At 64.7% G+C, this 19,243-nt stretch carries 14 protein-coding genes and 1 riboswitch; of the genes, 5 read left to right on the top strand and 9 right to left on the bottom strand.

What is annotated here, in order from left to right; genetic code table 11:
* Nucleotides 1–21 precede the first annotated feature (21 nt).
* The gene (locus tag JWR89_RS24170; protein ID WP_299720733.1) at nt 22–2,610 is read left to right on the top strand and encodes an MMPL family transporter; all 2,589 of its coding nucleotides are present in this window, start codon (nt 22–24) and stop codon (nt 2,608–2,610) included.
* Nucleotides 2,611–2,643: 33 nt separating this feature from the next.
* Here JWR89_RS24170 and JWR89_RS24175 read toward each other — a convergent pair whose 3' ends face one another.
* Nucleotides 2,644–3,402, bottom strand: coding sequence for a DUF2147 domain-containing protein (locus JWR89_RS24175; protein ID WP_299720734.1), 759 nt, complete (start codon nt 3,400–3,402; stop codon nt 2,644–2,646).
* 100 nt (nt 3,403–3,502) lie between these two features.
* Here JWR89_RS24175 and hpnO point away from each other — a divergent pair, with 100 nt between their 5' ends.
* Complete coding sequence (hpnO, locus tag JWR89_RS24180) at nt 3,503–4,894, top strand: aminobacteriohopanetriol synthase HpnO (RefSeq protein WP_299720735.1); 1,392 nt, start codon at nt 3,503–3,505, stop codon at nt 4,892–4,894.
* 4 nt (nt 4,895–4,898) lie between these two features.
* Here the strand turns inward: hpnO and JWR89_RS24185 are convergent, their stop codons facing one another.
* The 5 genes from JWR89_RS24185 to JWR89_RS24205 form a co-directional block, all read right to left on the bottom strand.
* Nucleotides 4,899–5,651 carry an anti-sigma factor gene (locus JWR89_RS24185; protein ID WP_299720736.1) on the bottom strand — a complete coding sequence of 251 codons (753 nt, stop codon included), beginning with the start codon at nt 5,649–5,651 and terminating at the stop codon, nt 4,899–4,901.
* Nucleotides 5,648–6,211: a sigma-70 family RNA polymerase sigma factor gene (locus tag JWR89_RS24190; RefSeq protein ID WP_299720748.1), complete on the bottom strand. Its 564-nt coding sequence runs from the start codon at nt 6,209–6,211 to the stop codon at nt 5,648–5,650. The genes JWR89_RS24185 and JWR89_RS24190 overlap by 4 nt, the downstream gene beginning before the upstream one ends.
* 79 nt (nt 6,212–6,290) lie before the next feature.
* Nucleotides 6,291–6,620, bottom strand: coding sequence for a cupredoxin family copper-binding protein (locus tag JWR89_RS24195; RefSeq protein ID WP_299720737.1), 330 nt, complete (start codon nt 6,618–6,620; stop codon nt 6,291–6,293).
* Nucleotides 6,621–6,631: 11 nt separating this feature from the next.
* A complete protein-coding gene (locus JWR89_RS24200) occupies nt 6,632–7,582 on the bottom strand; it encodes a metallophosphoesterase (RefSeq protein ID WP_299720738.1) in 951 nt (316 codons plus the stop codon).
* A 77-nt stretch (nt 7,583–7,659) separates the two neighbouring features.
* Entirely contained in the window at nt 7,660–9,279 is a 1,620-nt protein-coding gene (locus JWR89_RS24205) for a GMC family oxidoreductase N-terminal domain-containing protein (RefSeq protein WP_299720739.1), read from the bottom strand.
* Nucleotides 9,280–9,440: 161 nt separating this feature from the next.
* On the opposite strand from JWR89_RS24205, the gene JWR89_RS24210 reads away from it, so the two are divergent.
* Together JWR89_RS24210 and JWR89_RS24215 are read left to right on the top strand one after the other, a co-directional pair.
* Nucleotides 9,441–10,610 carry a M20 aminoacylase family protein gene (locus JWR89_RS24210; protein ID WP_299720740.1) on the top strand — a complete coding sequence of 390 codons (1,170 nt, stop codon included), beginning with the start codon at nt 9,441–9,443 and terminating at the stop codon, nt 10,608–10,610.
* A gap of 133 nt (nt 10,611–10,743) precedes the next feature.
* The gene (locus tag JWR89_RS24215) at nt 10,744–11,241 is read left to right on the top strand and encodes a ferritin-like domain-containing protein (RefSeq protein WP_299720741.1); all 498 of its coding nucleotides are present in this window, start codon (nt 10,744–10,746) and stop codon (nt 11,239–11,241) included.
* A 201-nt stretch (nt 11,242–11,442) separates the two neighbouring features.
* Here JWR89_RS24215 and gcvP read toward each other — a convergent pair whose 3' ends face one another.
* From gcvP to gcvT, 3 genes are all read right to left on the bottom strand, one after another.
* Nucleotides 11,443–14,310 carry an aminomethyl-transferring glycine dehydrogenase gene (gene gcvP, locus JWR89_RS24220; protein ID WP_299720742.1) on the bottom strand — a complete coding sequence of 956 codons (2,868 nt, stop codon included), beginning with the start codon at nt 14,308–14,310 and terminating at the stop codon, nt 11,443–11,445.
* A gap of 117 nt (nt 14,311–14,427) precedes the next feature.
* A complete protein-coding gene (gene gcvH, locus JWR89_RS24225) occupies nt 14,428–14,793 on the bottom strand; it encodes a glycine cleavage system protein GcvH (protein ID WP_299720743.1) in 366 nt (121 codons plus the stop codon).
* Nucleotides 14,794–14,802: 9 nt separating this feature from the next.
* Complete coding sequence (gene gcvT, locus JWR89_RS24230; RefSeq protein ID WP_299720744.1) at nt 14,803–15,948, bottom strand: glycine cleavage system aminomethyltransferase GcvT; 1,146 nt, start codon at nt 15,946–15,948, stop codon at nt 14,803–14,805.
* 138 nt (nt 15,949–16,086) lie between these two features.
* Nucleotides 16,087–16,191: riboswitch (glycine riboswitch) on the bottom strand.
* Between the two features lie 227 nt (nt 16,192–16,418).
* On the opposite strand from gcvT, the gene alaS reads away from it, so the two are divergent.
* Nucleotides 16,419–19,094 carry an alanine--tRNA ligase gene (gene alaS, locus JWR89_RS24235; protein WP_299720745.1) on the top strand — a complete coding sequence of 892 codons (2,676 nt, stop codon included), beginning with the start codon at nt 16,419–16,421 and terminating at the stop codon, nt 19,092–19,094.
* Nucleotides 19,095–19,243: the final 149 nt, after the last annotated feature.

Below are 19,243 nucleotides of genomic sequence, written 5' to 3' on the forward strand. Positions count from 1 at the left end.
GTCTGAATAGAAAGAAAAAGTGTGCTGACCAGTTTCGTCGTTTCCATTGTGAAAGCTTGCACCCGGTTTCCGTATCAGACGGTCGTGATTGCGCTGCTGCTGGCGATCGGATCGGGCTATTACACCGCCAAGAATTTCGGCATCAACACCGACATCAACAAGCTGATCTCGCCGGATCTGGACTGGCGCAAGCGCGACATCGCCTTTGACAAGGCGTTCGACCAGGAACGCTTGATCCTGGCCGTGGTGGAGGCGCCGACGCCGGAATTCGCGAATGCCGCGGCCAACGCGCTGGAAGCCAAATTGGCGCCCAACAAGAAGGACTTCGACTCGGTTCGCCGGCTTGGCGCGGGCGAGTTCTTCGAGAAGAACGGCCTGCTGTTCCTGCCGACTGCCGAAGTCGCGCAGATGACCGGCCAGTTCCAGGCGGGAGCGCCCCTGATTGAGATCATGGCCGGCGATCCCAGCCTGCGCGGCCTGACCGGCGCGCTCGAAACCGGCCTGACCGGCGTCCGCCGCGGCCAGTTGCCGCTCGACAGCACCGCCAAGACCTTCGGCACGGTCGCCGAGACCATCGAAAACGTGCTCAAGACCGGCACCGGAACATTCTCCTGGCGCGGGCTGGTTGGCGACACCCCGCTGACCGATACCGACCGACGCGGCTTCCTCGAGATCAAGCCGATCCTCGACTTCCAGGCGCTGGAACCCGGCAAGACCGCCACCGACGCGATCCGCCAGGCGGCCGTCGATCTGAACATCGCCGGCGAATATGGCGCCCGGGTCCGGCTCACCGGACCGGTGCCGATCGCCAACGAGGAGTTCGCCACGGTAGCGGATGGGGCAGCGGTCAACGGCATCGTGACGGTCCTGATCGTGCTGCTGATCCTGTGGATGGCGCTGCACTCCGCCAAGATCATCTTCGCGGTCTTCGTCACCCTGTTCGTAGGTCTGATCATCACGACGGCGGTCGGCCTGATGATGGTGGGGTCGATGAACCTGCTGTCGATCGCCTTCGCGGTACTGTTCGTCGGCCTCGGCGTCGATTTCGGCATTCAGTTCAGCGTGCGTTATCGCTCGGAGCGCTACAAGAGCGGCGACCTGCGGGCCTCGCTGATCAAGGCCGCCGAATATTCGGCAATCCCGCTGTCGCTGGCCGCGCTGGCCACCGCAGCCGGCTTCTTGTCGTTCTTGCCCACCGATTACAAGGGGGTCTCCGAACTGGGCAAGATCGCCGGCGCCGGCATGATGATCGCGTTCTTCACCAGCATCACCGTGCTGCCGGCGCTGCTCGACCTGCTCAATCCCGCCGGCGAGAAGGAAGCACTGGGCTATGCCTTCCTGGCACCGCTGGATCACTTCCTCGAGGATCAGCGCTACTGGATCATCGGCGGAACGTTGGCGCTGACCATCGCCGGTCTGCCGCTGCTGTATTTCCTCAAATTCGATTTCAATCCGATCAACCTGCGCAATCCGAAGGTGGAGTCGATCGCGACCTTCCTGGATCTGCGCAAGGATCCCAACACCGGCGCCAACGCCGTCAATGTGATGGCGCCCAACGAAGCCGCCGCCAAACAGGTCGAAGAGCGCCTGGCCAAGGTTCCGGAAGTCGCGCGCACGATCTCGCTCGACAGCTTCGTGCCCGAGGATCAGCCGGCCAAATTGAAGCTGATCCAGGATGGCGCGAAAATTCTCGGACCCGCGCTCAACCCCGATTCGGTCGATCAGGCACCGACCGATGCGGAGAACGTGACCTCGTTGAAGGACTCCGCTGCGAGCCTGCGCAAGATCGCCGGGACTCAGACGGGGCCAGGCGCGGTCTCTGCCAAGCGTCTCGCCGACGCGCTGCAGAAGACCGCCGAGGCCAGTCAGCCGGTACGCGACAAGGTGCAGGCGACCTTCGTGGTGCCGCTGCAGATCGCCTTTGCCCAGCTGCGTAACCTGCTGCAGGCGGCGCCGGTCAGCCTGCAGACGTTGCCGCCGGATATGGTCAATTCGTGGAAGACCAAGGACGGCCAGATTCGCGTCGAAGTGCAGCCGAAGGGCGACCCGAACGACAACGATACGCTGCGCAAGTTCGCCGGCGCCGTGCTGGCGTCGGAGCCGCTGGCGGTGGGTGGGCCGATCTCGATCCTGAAGTCGGGCGACACCATCGTCACCGCCTTCATCCATGCCGGAATCTGGGCACTGCTGTCGATCTCGCTGCTGCTGTGGCTGGCCTTGCGCCGCGTCAGCGACGTGCTGCTGACCATCGTCCCCTTGCTGGTTGCGGGCACGGTGACGCTGGAGATCTGCGTGCTGATCGGTCTGCCGCTGAACTTTGCCAACATCATCGCGCTGCCGCTGCTGCTCGGCGTCGGCGTGGCGTTCAAGATCTATTATGTGACGGCGTGGCGCGCCGGCCATACCAACCTGCTGCAGTCGGCGCTGACCCGGGCGATCTTCTTCAGCGCGCTGACCACCGCCACCGCCTTCGGCAGCCTGTGGCTGTCGAACCACCCGGGCACCGCGAGCATGGGCAAGTTGCTCGCGTTGTCCTTCGTGGTGACGCTGGCGGCGGTGCTGCTGTTCCAGCCCGCTTTGATGGGCAAACCGCGCGAGGCCGGGGAGTAGACCGGCGTCGCGTTGCCGAGGGCGTCCTTCGATTTAGTGCGCGGGGACGGGGCGCGCGATCTCAGGGAGCAGGCAGATATCGCCGACCGGATCGGCGGCGGGCTGTGCGCCGGCTGCCATCTTCTGACCGCCCGGGGCGGGCGCCTTGGGAGCTGCGGCAGCCTTAGGCGCGCCTGCAGGAGGGGCGGGCGCCGGGGCAGCAACCGGAGCCGACGTCTGCGTCGGAGCGCTGCCGGGAGCGGTCTTCGGCGCTGTCCCGGTGAGGCGTGCGACAATACCGGGTTTTGCCGGTACCGCCGCAGGGCCCTTGGCGAGGCTGTTGGACGGGCTTGATGGAATCGGCGGCCCGACCCGGGTCCAGGTCTCGCCGCCGCACAGGAAGCCGAGCACGCAGCCCTGGATTTCCAACTCGTCCGGCGTATCGCCAAGCGCGATGGTCGATTTGTACATCTTGCCGTCCTTGGCGTTGTAGACCTGACCGGCCCACTTCTCGCCCTTGGCATCCTTCTTCATATCGATCAGAATCGGCATGCCCAGGGTGGGCCGGGTCCGCTTCGAGACGTCGGGATTGTTCTTGTCGAGGCCGCCCGGGGTCTTCTCCCACACCACGGCACCCCACATGCTGCCGTTGCATTCGGCGACGCGGATATTAGCTACTGCATCGGCGACCTTCCAGTCGCCCGTCGGGTCTGCCGCAAAAGCGGGCGTCGCGCCTCCCAAAATTGCTCCTGCCGAAACGACAATTCCGCAATAAATAAGATTTCGCGTGGTAATGCTTGCGCGCTGCAACATGCTTAGGACCTATGCTCAAGTAGTGATATGCGGCAATGTCAAATCGCCGCATTGAAGGTTTCCAGTTGACGAAGCGACCATCAACCGACGTAAGTATCTCATGCTATATCCGAATCTAGACGTTTCCGAGATGTTTGTTGAACGGCAGGCGCAGCGCGGTGCGATGCATACCCGTCATCTCAACGAACAACTCGTTCGAGTTCTCAAGACCATTGGTTACGACGTGGGCTTCCAGCGCGGTGTCGGACAGTATCTGTTCGACCGCGACGGCGCCCGCTACCTCGATCTACTAAGCGGATTTGGCGTTTTTGCGATTGGCCGGAACCATCCGGTATTGCGGACCGCGCTGAAGAGCGTCCTCGACGCCGACATGGCCAATCTGGTGCAGATGGATGTGTCCACGCTCGCCGGCATTTTGGCCGAGCGGCTGTTGGAGCACGTTCCCTATCTGGACAAGGTGTTTTTTGCCAATTCCGGTGCCGAAACCGTCGAAGCGGCGATGAAATTTGCCCGCAATGCCACCGGGCGCAACGAGATCCTGTATTGCGACCACGCCTATCATGGCCTGTCGTACGGCGCGCTGTCGCTGACCGACGATTCGAATTTCCGCGGCGGCTTCGGCTCGCTGCTGCCGGGCTGCAACTCGGTTCCGTTCGACGACCTCGCGGCGCTCGAAAAGGCGCTTTCCACCCGGCAGGTCGCCGCCTTCATCGTCGAGCCGATCCAGGGCAAGGGCGTCAATATTCCCTCCGACGACTTCCTGCCGGGCGCGGCGGCGTTGTGCCGCAAATACGGCACGCTGTTCATTGCCGACGAAATCCAGACCGGCCTTGGCCGCACCGGGAAGTTCCTGGCGGTTGAACACTGGAATGTCGAGCCGGACATGGTGCTGATCGCCAAGGCGCTGTCCGGCGGCCACGTGCCGGTCGGCGCGCTGCTGACCCGCAAGAGCATCTTCGACAAGATTTTCAACCGCATGGATCGCTCGCTGGTGCATGGATCGACGTTCGGCAAGAACGATCTGGCCATGGCCGCGGGAATCGCCACGCTCGAGGTAATGAAGCACGAGAAGCTGGTGGAGAATTCCGCCAGGCGCGGCGCGGAGATTCAGCTTGCGCTGAAGAGCATGATTCCCGGCTTCGAGCTGCTCAAGGAAGTCCGCGGCAAGGGCCTGATGATCGGCATCGAATTCGGCCCGCCGAAATCGCTGCGCCTGAAGGCCTCCTGGAACATTCTGGAATCGGCCAACAAGGGTCTGTTCTGCCAGCTGATCACCGTGCCGCTGTTCAAGGAACAGAAGATCCTGACCCAGGTTTCGGGCCACGGCAGCCACACCATCAAGCTGCTGCCGCCGCTGACGATCACCGAAGAAGACGGCAAGTGGATCGAGAACTCGTTCCGCACCGTGATCGCCGACAGCCACCGCGTCCCCGGCGCGATCTGGTCGCTCGGCAAGACGCTGGTCGATAACGCCGTTCGGAAATCGGCCTGAGGCGTCAGCCCACCCGCATCGCGGTCTCGAATTTGTTGCCGAAGTCGGCGAGCTCGTCCGCGCTGAGATCGCTGACCGCCCAGTAGCTCAGCCCGCGCGCGCTCCAGCGCCGGATGTTGAAGCCCTGCACCGTCTCGATGGTGGCTGTACGTGGCTCGACATTGGCCGTCTGGGCGACGAACAGATTGATCACGTGGGTGCGGCGCCGGTAGACGATGGCGCCGATGGCGCGCCCATCGATGGTGTCGAGCCGCCCGCCGATCAGCGTGAAGCCCTGCGCCGTCAGATCGACCACCGGCGGCGCCACGTCGAGCCGGCCGTTGAACCACGGCTTTACCGTGTGCTGATCGGTCGACAGCACGTCGGTCAGGTGTCCCGCCTGCAGCGAGCGCAGGTGCGCCGAGACGACGTCAGACATGATGCGCTGCTCATCGGCACGACGCAGCACGATCGCGACAACGCCAGTGGCGGCCAGCGCCGAAACCGCCGACCCCATCGCGAAACCTTTCAACACGGCACGCCGGCTGGGCGTATGGGTGGACGGCAAAGCCGCCTCGACACGCTGCCGCAGATGCGCCGGCGCGGTGAAGTGAAGGTCGCTGTCGGCCATCGCCTGGCCCATTGCGCGATAGTCCTTCAGCAGCGCGGCGCAGCGCGGGCAGCCCGCGATATGCTCCTCGACCTCGCGGGCATGGCCGGCGTCGAGTTCGCCGTCGAGCAACGCGTGCAGCAGGATTTCCGCCTCGTCGCAGGTCATTTCGAATGCTCCTCTTCGGCCATCCACGCGGCCCGCAGCATGGCCCGCGCCCGCGCCAGGCGCGACATCACGGTGCCTACGGGCGCACCGACGATCTCGGCGATCTCGCGGTAGGACAGGTTCTGGATTTCACGCAGCACGAGGGTTTCCCGGAACGGCTCGGCGAGGGCATCGACCAGGCGCCGGATCGCCGTGGCATCGCGTCGCTGCAGCAACTGGGCCTCGGGCGACGCCTGGGTCTCGTGCCAGATCGGAGCAACGTCATCCGCCTGGCCTGCGGAATCGTCGATTGTTGAAACGGGTGAATTCACACGACGTGCAAACTCGGCGTGGCAGACATTGCGCAGAATCGAAAACAGCCATGGCTTCATCGCCGCGCCGCGGTAGCTGTCGAAATGCTTCAGCGCGCGCAGGTAGCATTCCTGTACGGCGTCCTCGGCATCGCTTTGGTCGCGCAGCAGGTAGCGCGCCAGCGTGTAGACGTCATCGAGATAGGGCAGCGCGGCGTCGCGAAACCGCCGCGTCCTCTCGGGATCTTCGTCTGGCGCATGCGACGGCATCGACGAGCCTCTGGTGACCGACGTCCGGCGGCTGGCGGGCCAACTGCCGGACATCGCTGTGATGCCTTGGTTTCGGTCGCTACTCAACCTTGATCATCCCCGTCATGTGCGGATGCAGCGAGCAAAAATATTTGTAGTCGCCCGCTGCCGTGAAGGTGAACGCAAAGCTGTCGTCGGTATCGAGCGCCTTTGACTTGAACTTGCCGGCCGAGACCACGGTATGCGGGATGTCGTCCTGGTTTTTCCAGGTCACGGTGGTGCCCACCTTGACCTTCAGTTCGGCCGGCGAGAACGTGAAATTGTCGATCGTCACGGTGACGTCTTCGCAGCGCGCCGCCGTGATCTGTGACGCCATCACTGCCGCCATGGCGAGCCGGACGCCGATCGTGCGCAGGGAGTTCAACATCATGAGTGGTGTCCTCAGCCCTGCAACGGGGTGTCGATGATGGCGAGGCTCTCGGTACCTGGCTTGAACACGATGCTGGCGGTGCCGAGCAGCGTGCGCAACTTGTCGTCCGCGACCTTCATCGGGCCGGGTGAGGGCGCGGTGCCCGGCGCTGGCTGCGGAAACGCGGTGGAGCGCGCGGTGTGAAAGGTGACGTTGCCCTCGACCTTCTGCATCACCTGGTGGATATGACCGTTCAGCACGGTGACCGAACCAAATCCCTTCATCATATCCAGTGCGCGGGCGCCATCTTCGGTGCCCCAGCCCCAGGTCGGATACACCGACCACAGCGGGATATGCGCGAACACCACGATCGGCATCGATTTCGAGCGGCCGCGCAGATCGTCCTCCAGCCAGGCCAACTGTTCGGCGCCGAGATTGCCGAGTCCACCGGCCTTGAGGTCGACCACGTTGACGAGGCCGATGAAGTGCACGCCGCTGGCGTCGAAGGAGTACCAGCCGGCGCCCTTGCTGCCGCGGCCGTAGCGCTCCCTGTAGAGCTTCACTTCCTCGTCGATCATGTCGTGTTCGCCGGGCACATAATGCACGTCGAGCCGGGCCTGCGAGATGATGCGGTCGGCATCGTCGAATTCGGAGGCCTTCGAGAGATGGCTGATATCGCCGGTATGGATCATGAAGGACGGCTTGACCGGGATCGCCTTGATGCGGCCGATCGCCTCTTCCAGCGTCCCCAGCGCATTGGGATTGGCGGGCTTGTCGAAGCCGACATGGCTGTCGCTGATCTGCAGGAAGGTCAGCCCGGCGGGCTCTGCCGCCTGGGCCGAACCGACCAGGCCCAGCGAACGCGGCACGCCGCCGGAAATGGTCCACAGCACGCCGGTGCCGGCCCAGGTCATGCACTCCAGCACCTTGCGGCGGCTCAGGCGGGGGTCGTCGTCATGATGGTCGTGATCGAATGCACTCATCGCAATCTCCCTGCACCCTGCATTGGGTGACGGGGACTGGATCGGGCCAAGCGGCGGTTTATTCCCGGATTTGGCGCTTATCGCGAATCCGTGATGATCATCGATGCGCCCTTTTCCGCGATCATCGCGGTGGGCGTGTTGGTATTGCCCGACGTGATGGTCGGCATCACCGAGGCATCGACGACGCGTAGCCCGGCAATTCCGTAAAATCGCAGCCGCTCATCGACCACCGCCATCGGGTCGGAGGCCGTGCCCATCTTGGCCGTACCGACCGGATGGAAAATCGTGGTGCCGATATCGCCGGCCGCCTTCGCGAGCGACACCGCGTCGTCGCCGACCGATGGCCCCGGCAAATATTCCTCCGGGTGATAGGCGGCCAGCGCCTGCTGCTGCATCAGTTTTCGCGTGGTGCGGATCGCATCGGCGGCAACCTGGCGGTCCTCATCGGTGGATAGATAATGCGGCGCGATTTCGGGGGCTTCCTCCGGCTTTCCTGAGCGTGTGCGGATCGTGCCGCGCGAGGTCGGCTGCAGGTTGCAGGCGCTGACGGTGATGGCCGGGAAGCGGTGCAGCGGATCGCCGAACTTGTCGAGCGACAGCGGCTGCACGTGAAACTGGATGTTGGCGCGTTCGCGATGCGGGTCCGAGCGGGTGAAGATGCCCAGTTGCGACGGCGCCATGGTCAGCGGCCCCCTGCGGCGCAATGCGTAGTCGATTCCCATCCAGCCCCGCCGCAGTAGCGAGTGATAGGTCTCGTTCAGCGTGCGCACGCCGGACACCTTATAGATCGCGCGCTGCTGCAGGTGGTCCTGCAGGTTGCGGCCGACGCCCGGGCGGTCCAGCGTGACGTCGATGCCGGCCTGCGCCAGCCACTCCGCCGGACCGATGCCGGAACGCTGCAGCAGATGCGGCGAGCCGATGGCGCCGGCGCACAGCACGACTTCCCCCCTAGCGCGCGCTTCGACAACCTCACCGTTCTGCGAAAAGCGCACGCCGACGGCGCGGCCTTGCTCGATGATCAGGCGATCGACCATCACGTTGGTTTCGAGCCGCAGGTTGGCGCGGTGCAGCACCGGCTTCAGAAAGCCGCGCGCGGACGACCAGCGCCGGCCGCGCTTCTGGTTGACGTGGAAATAGCCGATGCCCTCGTTGTCGCCGGTGTTGAAATCATCGGTCCGGCGGATGCCCATTTCGGCGGCGGCATCGCCGACCGCGTCGAGCACCGGCCACGACAGCCGTGGCGCCTCGATGCGCCAGCCGCCGCTGCTGCCGTGATGCTCGCTGGCGCCGAGGAAATGATCTTCCAGGTTCTTGAAGGCCGGCAGCACGTCGTCATAGCCCCAGCCGGCTAGGCCGAGCTGGCGCCAGTGGTCGTAGTCGGCGGCCTGGCCGCGCATCGAGATCATGGCGTTGATGGCCGAGGAGCCGCCGATCACCTTGCCGCGCGGGTAGGCCAGTGAACGACCGTTGAGGCCGGGCTCCGGTTCGGTGCGGAACATCCAGTCGGAACGCGGATTGCCGATCGCGAACAGGTAGCCGACCGGGATGTGAAACCAGATCCAGTTGTCATTGCCGCCGGCTTCCAGCAGCAGTACGCGCTTGCCGGAATCGGCAGACAACCGGTTGGCGACGATGCAGCCCGCAGTGCCGGCGCCCACCACGATATAGTCGAAATCCCCCTCGAGCCGTGTCGCCATCGTTCCACCGCCTTATTCGCGGTCTCAACGCCGCGCCGCAACGCTCTAGCGGCGCGGCGGCGCGCTGTACAGCCATGGCCGCCCGGTTGGGCGGCTGGCACGCGGCGTGCTAGACAGAAGCCACCATCCATCCACCATTCCCCACCATTCGAGACTGATCCATGCCCATCATCAATCGCGTCGCCGATCTGCAACCGGACATTCAGGCCTGGCGCCGGGACCTGCATGCCCATCCGGAGGTGATGTATGACGTGCACCGCACCGCGGCCTTCGTGGCGGAACAGTTGCGCGCGTTCGGTTGCGACGAGGTTGCGACAGGGCTGGGGCAGACCGGCGTGGTCGGCGTCATCAAGGGCCGCAAGCCGGGCGGCAACGGCGGCGTGATCGGCCTGCGCGCCGACATGGACGCGCTGCCCATCGAAGAGGCGACCAACCTGCCATATGCCTCGAAAACCCCCGGTAAGATGCACGCCTGCGGCCATGACGGCCACACCGCGATGCTGCTCGGCGCCGCGCAATATCTCGCCGAGACCCGCAATTTCGCTGGCGACGCCGTGGTGATTTTCCAGCCGGCCGAGGAGGGCGGCGCCGGCGCGCTCGCCATGATCAATGACGGCCTGATGGATCGCTTCAAGATCGAGCAGGTCTACGGCATGCACAACGGCCCCGGCATCCCGGTCGGCTCGTTCGCGATCCGGCAGGGCCCGATCATGGCGGCGATGGACCGCATCAGCATCCAGATCGAAGGCGTCGGCGGCCACGCCGCTTATCCGCACAAAACCATCGATCCGGTCCTGGCCGGGTCGCAACTGGTGGTGGCGCTGCAGGGAATCGTGTCGCGCTCCGTCAATCCGCTGGAATCCGCGGTGCTGTCGATGTGCGAGTTCCATGCCGGCCACGCCAGCAATGTCATCCCGGCCTCCGCCGAATTGAAGGGCACCGTACGCTCGCTGAAGGCCGAGGTGCGCGACCTGATGGAGAAGCGCATGAACGAGGTCTGCGCCGGTGTCGCCCAGCAGACCGGCGCCAAGATCACGCTCGATTACGACCGCGGCTACCCGGTCGTGGTCAACCACCCCGCGCAGACCGAACTGGCGGTACGCGTCGCCGGCGAGATCGCAGGCGCGACCAACGTCAACACCGACATGATCCCGATCATGGGGGCCGAGGATTTTGCCTATATGCTGGAAGCGCGTCCCGGCGCTTTCATTTTCTGCGGCAACGGCGACAGCGCCGGACTGCATCACCCCGCCTATAACTTCAACGACGACGCCATCGTGTTCGGCACGTCCTACTGGGTGAAGCTCGTGGAGACCACGCTGGCGGCCTGAGAACCAGCGCATCTGTCCGTGCGGCGACTCTGCGGAGTCGATATTTCCGGTTGCTATCACAAGACCGGGAACAAGGTTTGGCACATCACGTTGGAGGAGCGGGAAACAACCCCTACCTTCAACGGAGTGTGTCATGGCTACCAAGGATAAAGACCTCAACGACCTCTTTCTCGATACGCTCAAGGACATCTACTTCGCCGAGAAGCAGATCCTGAAGGCGCTGCCGAAGATGGCGAAGGCCGCCACTTCCGACAAGCTGCGCGCCGCGTTCGAGAAGCATGGAGGCGAAACCGAAGGTCAGGTCGAACGCCTCGAGCAGATTTTCGAATTGCTCGGCAAGCCGGCGCGCGGCAAGACCTGCGATGCCATCATGGGCATCCTCGACGAGGGCAAGGAAATCATGGACGAGTACAAGGGCACCAACGCGCTGGACGCCGGACTGCTCGCCGCGGCGCAGGCCGTGGAACACTATGAGATCTCGCGCTACGGCACGCTGAAGACCTGGGCCAACGAACTCGGCATGAAGGACGCGGTGCGCTTGCTTGACGAGACGCTGAAGCAGGAAAAGACCACCGACGAGTCGCTGACGAAACTGGCGGAGACCGCCGTTAATCTGGCCGCGGCGGCCTAAGGCTGAAGTCGGGATATGGCGTCGCTGATTCGAAGTCAGCGGCACGGCTCCGATCTCTCCGCGTCGTCCCCGCGAAAGCGGGGACCCATAACCGCTGTAGATTCTAAAAGAACGCTGTGGATTCCACAGCGTTCTTTCCTCTGAGACGGAGGGTATGGGTCCCCGCGTTCGCGGGGATGACTCGGGGAGAGGCCTGCGCTACTACTCCGCAGCCTCCGCGTAATCTTCCATCGGCGGACACGAGCACACCAGGTTGCGGTCACCGTAAACGTTATCGACGCGGCCGACCGGGCACCAGTACTTGTCGGTGCGCGATGTCCCGGCCGGGAAACAGCCTTCCGCGCGGGTGTATGCCCGCGCCCAACTGTCATCCGCGATGTCGTGTACCGTATGCGGCGCGTGGCGCAGCGGCGAGGCTTCCACCTTCCACCGGCCGCTCTCGATCTCCGCGATCTCTTTCCGGATCGCGATCATCGCATCGCAGAAGCGATCGATCTCGTCTTTGGATTCCGATTCCGTCGGCTCGATCATCAGCGTGCCCACCACCGGGAAACTCATGGTCGGCGCGTGGAAGCCATAGTCGATCAGCCGCTTGGCGATATCATCCACCGTCACGCCCGCAGACGTCTTCAGCGCGCGGGGATCGACGATGCACTCATGGGCGACGCGGCCCTTTTCATTGCGATACAGCACCGGGAAATGCGGATGCAGCCGCGTGGCAATGTAATTCGCATTGAGGATCGCGATCTCGGTGGCCGAAGTCAGGCCGGCGCCGCCCATCATCAGGATGTAGATGTAGGAGATCGTCAGGATCGACGCCGAGCCATAGGGCGCTGCCGATACCGGACCGACCGCCGCGTGGCCATCGGCCGCAGGATGGCCGGGCAGGAAGGAGGCGAGATGCGCCTTGACGCCGATCGGTCCCATGCCCGGTCCGCCGCCGCCATGCGGAATGCAGAACGTCTTGTGCAGGTTGAGATGGCTGACATCGGCGCCGTAGTCGCCGGGGCGCGACAGCCCGACCTGCGCATTCATGTTGGCGCCGTCGAGATAGACCTGGCCGCCATGGCCATGGACGATCTCGCAGATATCGCGAATGTGCTCCTCGAACACGCCATGGGTCGAGGGATAGGTGATCATGATGGCGGCGAGGTTGGCCGAATGCTTCTCGGCCTTGGCGCGAAGGTCGTTCACATCGACGTCGCCGCGCTTGTCGCAGGCGACCACCACCACATCCATGCCGACCATGCTGGCCGAGGCCGGATTGGTGCCGTGCGCGGAAGAGGGGATCAGGCAGATGGTGCGGTGGCTTTCACCGCGCGCGGCGTGATAGCCGCGGATCGCCAGGAGACCGGCATATTCGCCCTGCGCGCCGGAATTCGGCTGCAGCGACACCGCATCATAGCCGGTGATGTCGCACAGCCATTTTTCCAGCGTCTTGAATAGCTGATGATAGCCGGCGGCCTGTTCAGCAGGCACGAACGGGTGCAGGCTGCCGAAGCCCGGCCAGGTCAGCGGGATCATCTCGGTGGTGGCATTAAGCTTCATGGTGCAGGAGCCCAGCGGAATCATCGCGCGGTCGAGCGCCAGATCGCGGTCGCTGAGCTTGCGCATGTAGCGCAGCAGTTCGGTTTCGGAGCGGTGGGCGTGGAACACCGCGTTGGTGAGAAACGGCGTCTTGCGTTTCAGCGCCGCGGGCAGGGCGTCATTCACGCCGTGCGCGATGTCAGCGTAAGCGAGCGTGCCGCCGAAGGCGCGCCACAGCGCTTCCACCGTCGCATCCGTGGTGGTCTCGTCGAGGGCGATCCCCAATTCGCCATTACCGATCCGCAGGTTAATCTTCTCGTTCAGCGCGCGGGCGACAATGTCGTTCTGCTTGTCGCCGACGTTCAGCGTGATGGTATCGAAGAACGTGTCGCTGGTGGGCGCGAAGCCGAGCTTCTTCAGGCCGGCTGCCAGCACCAGCGCGCGCCGATGCGTGGTGCGCGCGATGTGCGTGAGGCCTTCGGGGCCGTGATACACCGCATACATCGAGGCGATCACTGCCAGCAGCACCTGCGCGGTGCAGATGTTCGAGGTCGCCTTTTCGCGGCGGATGTGCTGTTCGCGGGTCTGCAGCGCCAGGCGATAGGCGGGCTCGCCGCGGGAATCGATGGAGAGGCCGACGAGCCGGCCGGGCATCAGGCGCTTCACCGCATCGCGCACCGCCATGTAGGCGGCGTGCGGGCCGCCATAGCCCATCGGCACGCCAAAGCGCTGGGCCGAACCGATGGCGATATCGGCGCCGAGTTCGCCGGGCGAGGCCAGCAGCGTCAGCGCCAGCAGGTCGGCGGCGACGATCGCCAGCCCGCCCTTGGCATGCAGCGAGGCGGCAGCCGCGCGGAAATCGCGCACCACGCCGGTCGTGCCGGGATATTGCAGCAGCGCACCGAACACGTCGGCGCCTTCGAGTTCGGTGAGCGGGTCACCGACCACCAGCGTCCAGCCCAGCGGCTCGCCGCGGGTGCGCAGCACCGCCAGCGTCTGCGGATGCACTTCATGATCGACGAAGAAGGATTTGGTTTTCGCTGTCGAGGCGCGCTCGGCCAGCGCCATCGCTTCCGCGGCGGCGGTGGCCTCATCGAGCAACGAGGCATTGGCGACGTCGAGCCCGGTGAGATCGCAGATCATGGTCTGGAAGTTGAACAAGGCCTCCAGCCGGCCCTGGCTGATCTCGGGCTGGTACGGCGTGTAGGCCGTGTACCACGCCGGATTCTCCAGGATGTTGCGCTGGATCACCGCGGGCAGGATGGTGCCGGAATAGCCCTGGCCGATCAGCGAGGTGAACACCTGGTTCTGCGCCGCCATCTCGGTCATGTGCGCCAGCGCTTCGGTCTCGCTCAGCGGGCGGCCGAGATCGAGCGGCGCGCTCTGCCGGATCGAGGCGGGCAGCGTCTCGCCCATCAGTGCCGACAGCGATTTTGCGCCCACGGTCTCCAGCATCGCGGCGATGTCGGACGGCGAGGGCCCGATGTGGCGGCGGACGAAATCGGTGGCGACGTCGGCGGCGGGCTTGCTGCTCAGGGTCATTTGTTGTTCCTCGAACGATAATTTAGAAGCTCGTCATGGCCGGCCCTGTGCCGGGCCATCCACGTTCTCGCGCGCCATCGTGGATGGCCGGGACAAGCCCGGCCATGACGGCGAGAACTACGCCGTATGGGTCTTGTACGCTTCAGCATCCATCAACCCGTCGAGCTCGCTCTTGTCGGCTATCTTGATCTTGAAGAACCAGGCTTTGCTTTCGGCATCGGAATTCACCAGCGCCGGCTCGGCGGCCAGCGCCTCGTTGATCTCCACGACTTCGCCGGTGATGGGCGCGTAGACGTCGGACGCCGCCTTGACGGATTCCACCACGGCGGCGGCTTCGGCCTTCTTCAGCGCGCGGCCGACCTTCGGCAGTTCGACGAACACGACGTCGCCGAGCTGCGACTGCGCGTAGTCGGTGATCCCCACGGTGACGACGTCGCCGTCGATATCAAGCCATTCGTGGTCTTCGGTGAACAAGGTGGTCATATCAATTCCTCAACGCTTGTAGCTGTGGGGGACGAAGGGCATGGGCGAGACGCGCATCGGCAGGCGCTGGCCGCGCAATTCGGCGAAAACGATGGTGCCATCGGCGGCGTGATCAGTGGGCAGGTAGCCCATCGCCAGCGGTCCGCCGAGGCTGGGACCGAACCCGCCGGAGGTGACGCTGCCGATCGAGTTGGTGGAGGTGGTGTCCGTAAACAGCAACGCGCCTTCGCGCACCGGCGCGCGGCCTTCCGGCTGCAGTCCGATGCGCTTGCGCGGCGCGCCATGATCGAGCTGCGCGAGGATTTTCTCGGCACCGAGGAAGCCACCGGCGCGGGCCCCGCCGCTGCGGCGGCTCTTCTGGATCGACCAGCTCAGCCCGGCTTCCACCGGCGTGGTGGTGGTGTCGATATCGTGGCCGTAGAGACAAAGTCCGGCTTCGAGCCGCAGGCTATCGCGCGCGCCGAGCCCGATAGCGCCGACGCCGGCTTCGAGCAGCGCACCGGCCAGTGCCTCGGCCCGATCGGCCGGCACCGAAATCTCATAGCCGTCCTCGCCGGTATAGCCGGAGCGCGACACGAAGCAGGCGATGCCATGCACCTGATGCGATCCGGCATCCATGAAGCGCATCTCGGGCGCCTCGGGGCAGAACGCCGCCAGGATTTCGGCCGCCTTCGGCCCCTGCAGCGCGATCAGCGCGCGGTCGGGCAGGGTCTCGATAACGCAGGTGTCGGACAGATACGCGCGCAGATGCGCCTCGTCGGCGTCCTTGCAGGCGGCGTTGACCACCAGGAACAAATGGTCGCCGAAATTTGCCACCATCAGGTCGTCGAGAATGCCGCCGGCCGCGCTGGTGAACTGGGCGTAGCGCTGCCGGCCCGGCGGCAACGCGAGGATGTCCTGCGGCACCAGTCTCTCAAGCGCCAGCGCGGCGTCCTCGACCTTGCCGGACTTTGCCCGCAACGTCATCTGGCCCATATGCGAGACGTCGAACAGGCCGGCACCGGTGCGGGTCTGCAGGTGCTCCTTGAGCACACCGGCGGCGTATTGCACCGGCATGTCGTAGCCGGCGAATGGCACCATCTTGCCACCTCGGGCAAGGTGCAGGGCATGCAGCGGGGTTTTTTTCAAAGTTGAAGCGATATCGGGCGCAAGCATGCTGACGGGTCCTCGCGGTTCCCCGGGACCATCCCGAAAAACCAGCCAAAGCCCCATCTGTCGCTGTGCCTGAGAGTATTATCCCGTCGGCGGACGCCACGGCCCGTTCGGGCTCAGCGCGTCTCTTTCCAGATGCTAACGCGTCACGCGGTCCGTTTGCCTGAGAGTTTCCGGGGCGGTTGCTCCTTCGGCGCCGGCCTCGCTCAAAGATGAACTTGGCCGATCTCTCCCGACGTGACGTCACTCAACGAGCCAGAGGAAACCACGCCCGCCCCAAATCTGTCAACGTGGCCACGACCGCCATCCACGGCCCTGTGCTGCCGCGGCAAGCCCATGATCTGGCTACATGTTCTCCCTGCACGCTTTCTGGACAGCGCCAGCCCCCTTGTCTAAAAGCGTTCGGCTGGGAAATGGCGTTCCGGGCGCGCTTTGGGGCGCTGGTGGACGATTTTGGTGCGATTGGGACTGATATGAGCGGCGTCAACGAGATCAGGTCGGCATTTCTGAATTACTTTGCGGCCAACGGCCACGAGATCGTGTCGTCGTCGCCGCTGGTGCCGCGCAACGACCCGACGCTGATGTTTACCAACGCCGGCATGGTGCAGTTCAAGAACGTTTTCACCGGACTGGAAAAGCGTCCCTACCAGCGCGCCACCACCTCGCAAAAATGCGTCCGCGCCGGCGGCAAGCACAACGACCTCGACAACGTCGGCTACACCGCGCGGCACCACACCTTCTTCGAGATGCTCGGCAATTTTTCGTTCGGCGATTACTTCAAGGAACGCGCCATCGAGCTGGCCTGGAACCTGATCACCAAGGAATACGGCCTCGCCAAGGACCGCCTGCTGGTCACCGTCTATTCCGAGGACGACGAAGCGTTCAACCTGTGGAAGAAGATCGGCCTGCCGGATTCCAAGATTATTCGGATCCCGACCTCCGACAATTTCTGGCAGATGGGCGACACCGGCCCGTGCGGCCCGTGTTCGGAAATCTTCTTCGACCATGGCGACAAGATTCCCGGCGGCCCTCCCGGCTCGCTTGATGAAGACGGCGACCGCTTCATCGAGATCTGGAATCTCGTTTTCATGCAGTTCGACCAGCTCGCGCCGGGCAACCGCATCTCGCTGCCGAAGCCGTCGATCGACACCGGCATGGGGTTGGAACGCGTCGCCGCGGTGCTGCAGGGCAAGCACGACAATTACGACATCGACCTGTTCGTCTCGCTGATCCGCGCCATCGCCGAACTGACCGGCGCCGACCCGCACGGCCCGATGAAGGCGTCGCTGCGCGTCATCGCCGACCACCTGCGCGCATCCTCATTCCTGATTGCGGACGGCGTGCTGCCGTCGAATGAAGGCCGCGGCTACGTGCTGCGCCGGATCATGCGCCGCGCCATGCGCCACGGGCAGTTGCTCGGCGCCAAGGAGCCGCTGATGTGGCGGCTGGTTTGGGCTCTGGTCCGCGAGATGGGCCAGGCCTATCCCGAACTGGTGCGCGCGGAATCGCTCATCGAAGAGACGCTGCGTCTGGAAGAAACCCGCTTCCGCAAGACGCTGGACCGCGGCCTCGGCATTCTCGACGACAAGAGCGCGACCCTTAAAAAGGGCGACATGTTCGACGGTGAGACGGCGTTCACGCTGTATGATACTTTCGGCTTCCCGCTTGATCTGACGCAGGATGCGCTGCGCAACCGCGGCATCTCGGTGGACATCGCGTCGTTCACCGACGCGATGGAGAAGCAGAAGGCCAAGGCGCGCGCGGCGCGCTTCTCGTCCGGCGAGACCGCGACTGAGGCGGTCTGGTTCGAGCTGCGCGAAAAGCTCGGTGCCACGGAATTCCTCGGCTACGAGACCGAGACCGCCGAAGGCGTGGTCGGCGCGCTGGTCAAGGACGGCGCCGAAGTATCCGTGCTGAAGACCGGCGAGTCCGGCGCTATCGTCTTCAACCAGACGCCGTTCTATGCGGAGTCCGGTGGCCAGGTCGGCGATACCGGCGTGATCACCGGCGACGGCGTGACTTTCCGCGTCACCGAAACCCAGAAGCGCGCCGGCGACCTGTTCGTGCATATCGGCACGGTGGAAGAGGGCACGCTGAAGCTCGGCGCACCGCTGGCGCTGAACGTCGATCACGCCAGGCGCTCGTCGATCCGCGCGCATCACTCTGCGACCCATCTGCTGCACGAGGCGCTGCGCCAGGTGCTCGGCGATCACATCGCCCAACGCGGCTCGTTGGTCGCGCCGGATCGCCTGCGCTTCGACTTCGTGCATCAGAAGCCGATCACCGCGGACGAACTGCGCCGCGTCGAGGACATCGCCAACGACATCGTGCTGGAGAACGACGAAGTCACCACCCGGCTGATGGGCGTCGATGACGCCCGCGATGCCGGTGCGCGTGCGCTGTTCGGCGAGAAGTACGGCGACGAGGTTCGCGTCGTGTCGATGGGCAAGACGGCGCGCGAGAGCGGCAGTAACGCGCTTGGCTGGTCGGTCGAACTGTGCGGCGGCACCCATGTGCGCCGCACCGGCGACATCGGTATGATCTCGGTCACATCGGAAAGCGCGGTGTCGTCCGGCGTGCGCCGTATCGAGGCGCTGACCGGCAACCACGCCCGCCATCATGCCAACGAGACGATGCAGCTCGCCAAGACCGCGGCCGGTGAACTCCGCACCACGCTGGAAGACATGCCGGCGCGCATCGCGGCGTTGATGGAAGAGCGCAAGAAGCTCGAGCGCGATCTCTCGGAAGCGCGCAAGCGTCTCGCGATGGGCGGCGGTGCTGCGGCAGGCGCGGCCGATGCGGGTCCGGTCGGCGTGCGCGAGGTCTCCGGCGTCAAGCTGATGGCGCGCGCGGTGGAGGGGATCGAGATCAAGGATCTCAAGAGCCTGGTCGATCAGGGTAAGAAGGAACTTGGCTCCGGCGTGGTGGCGCTGATCGCCACCAGCGAGGATGGCAAGGCCAGTGTCGTGGTCGGCGTGACGTCGGATCTGGTGACGCGTTTCTCGGCGGTTGACCTCGTGCGAAAAGCCTCCGAAGTGCTCGGCGGCAAGGGCGGCGGCGGCAAGCCCGACATGGCGCAGGCCGGTGGTCCGGACGGCGCGAAGGCGGGCGAGGCGCTGGCGGCGATCGAAGCAGCGATGGGCGGCTGATCGTTCTCCGTCATTGCGAGCGAAGCGAAGCAATCCAGAAATCCCAAGCTCCGAAAAACTGGATTGCTTCGTCGCAACGGCTCCTCGCAATGACGAAGCGTGTACCTTAGCTCTTGCGTAAGAACACGTAGTCCGCCGAGTAGGGCTCG

Source organism: Tardiphaga sp. (assembly GCF_028290785.1).
Classification (GTDB): domain Bacteria; phylum Pseudomonadota; class Alphaproteobacteria; order Rhizobiales; family Xanthobacteraceae; genus Tardiphaga.

Excerpts from the sequence above, each read along its gene's own strand:
- JWR89_RS24175 (WP_299720734.1), bottom strand. The coding sequence starts at position 3,402 with ATGTTGCAGCGCGCAAGCATTACCACGCGAAATCTTATTTATTGCGGA.
- hpnO (WP_299720735.1), top strand. The coding sequence starts at position 3,503 with ATGCTATATCCGAATCTAGACGTTTCCGAGATGTTTGTTGAACGGCAG.
- JWR89_RS24185 (WP_299720736.1), bottom strand. The coding sequence starts at position 5,651 with ATGACCTGCGACGAGGCGGAAATCCTGCTGCACGCGTTGCTCGACGGC.
- JWR89_RS24190 (WP_299720748.1), bottom strand. The coding sequence starts at position 6,211 with ATGCCGTCGCATGCGCCAGACGAAGATCCCGAGAGGACGCGGCGGTTT.
- JWR89_RS24195 (WP_299720737.1), bottom strand. The coding sequence starts at position 6,620 with ATGATGTTGAACTCCCTGCGCACGATCGGCGTCCGGCTCGCCATGGCG.
- JWR89_RS24200 (WP_299720738.1), bottom strand. The coding sequence starts at position 7,582 with ATGAGTGCATTCGATCACGACCATCATGACGACGACCCCCGCCTGAGC.
- JWR89_RS24205 (WP_299720739.1), bottom strand. The coding sequence starts at position 9,279 with ATGGCGACACGGCTCGAGGGGGATTTCGACTATATCGTGGTGGGCGCC.
- JWR89_RS24210 (WP_299720740.1), top strand. The coding sequence starts at position 9,441 with ATGCCCATCATCAATCGCGTCGCCGATCTGCAACCGGACATTCAGGCC.
- JWR89_RS24215 (WP_299720741.1), top strand. The coding sequence starts at position 10,744 with ATGGCTACCAAGGATAAAGACCTCAACGACCTCTTTCTCGATACGCTC.
- gcvP (WP_299720742.1), bottom strand. The coding sequence starts at position 14,310 with ATGACCCTGAGCAGCAAGCCCGCCGCCGACGTCGCCACCGATTTCGTC.
- gcvH (WP_299720743.1), bottom strand. The coding sequence starts at position 14,793 with ATGACCACCTTGTTCACCGAAGACCACGAATGGCTTGATATCGACGGC.
- gcvT (WP_299720744.1), bottom strand. The coding sequence starts at position 15,948 with ATGCTTGCGCCCGATATCGCTTCAACTTTGAAAAAAACCCCGCTGCAT.
- alaS (WP_299720745.1), top strand. The coding sequence starts at position 16,419 with ATGAGCGGCGTCAACGAGATCAGGTCGGCATTTCTGAATTACTTTGCG.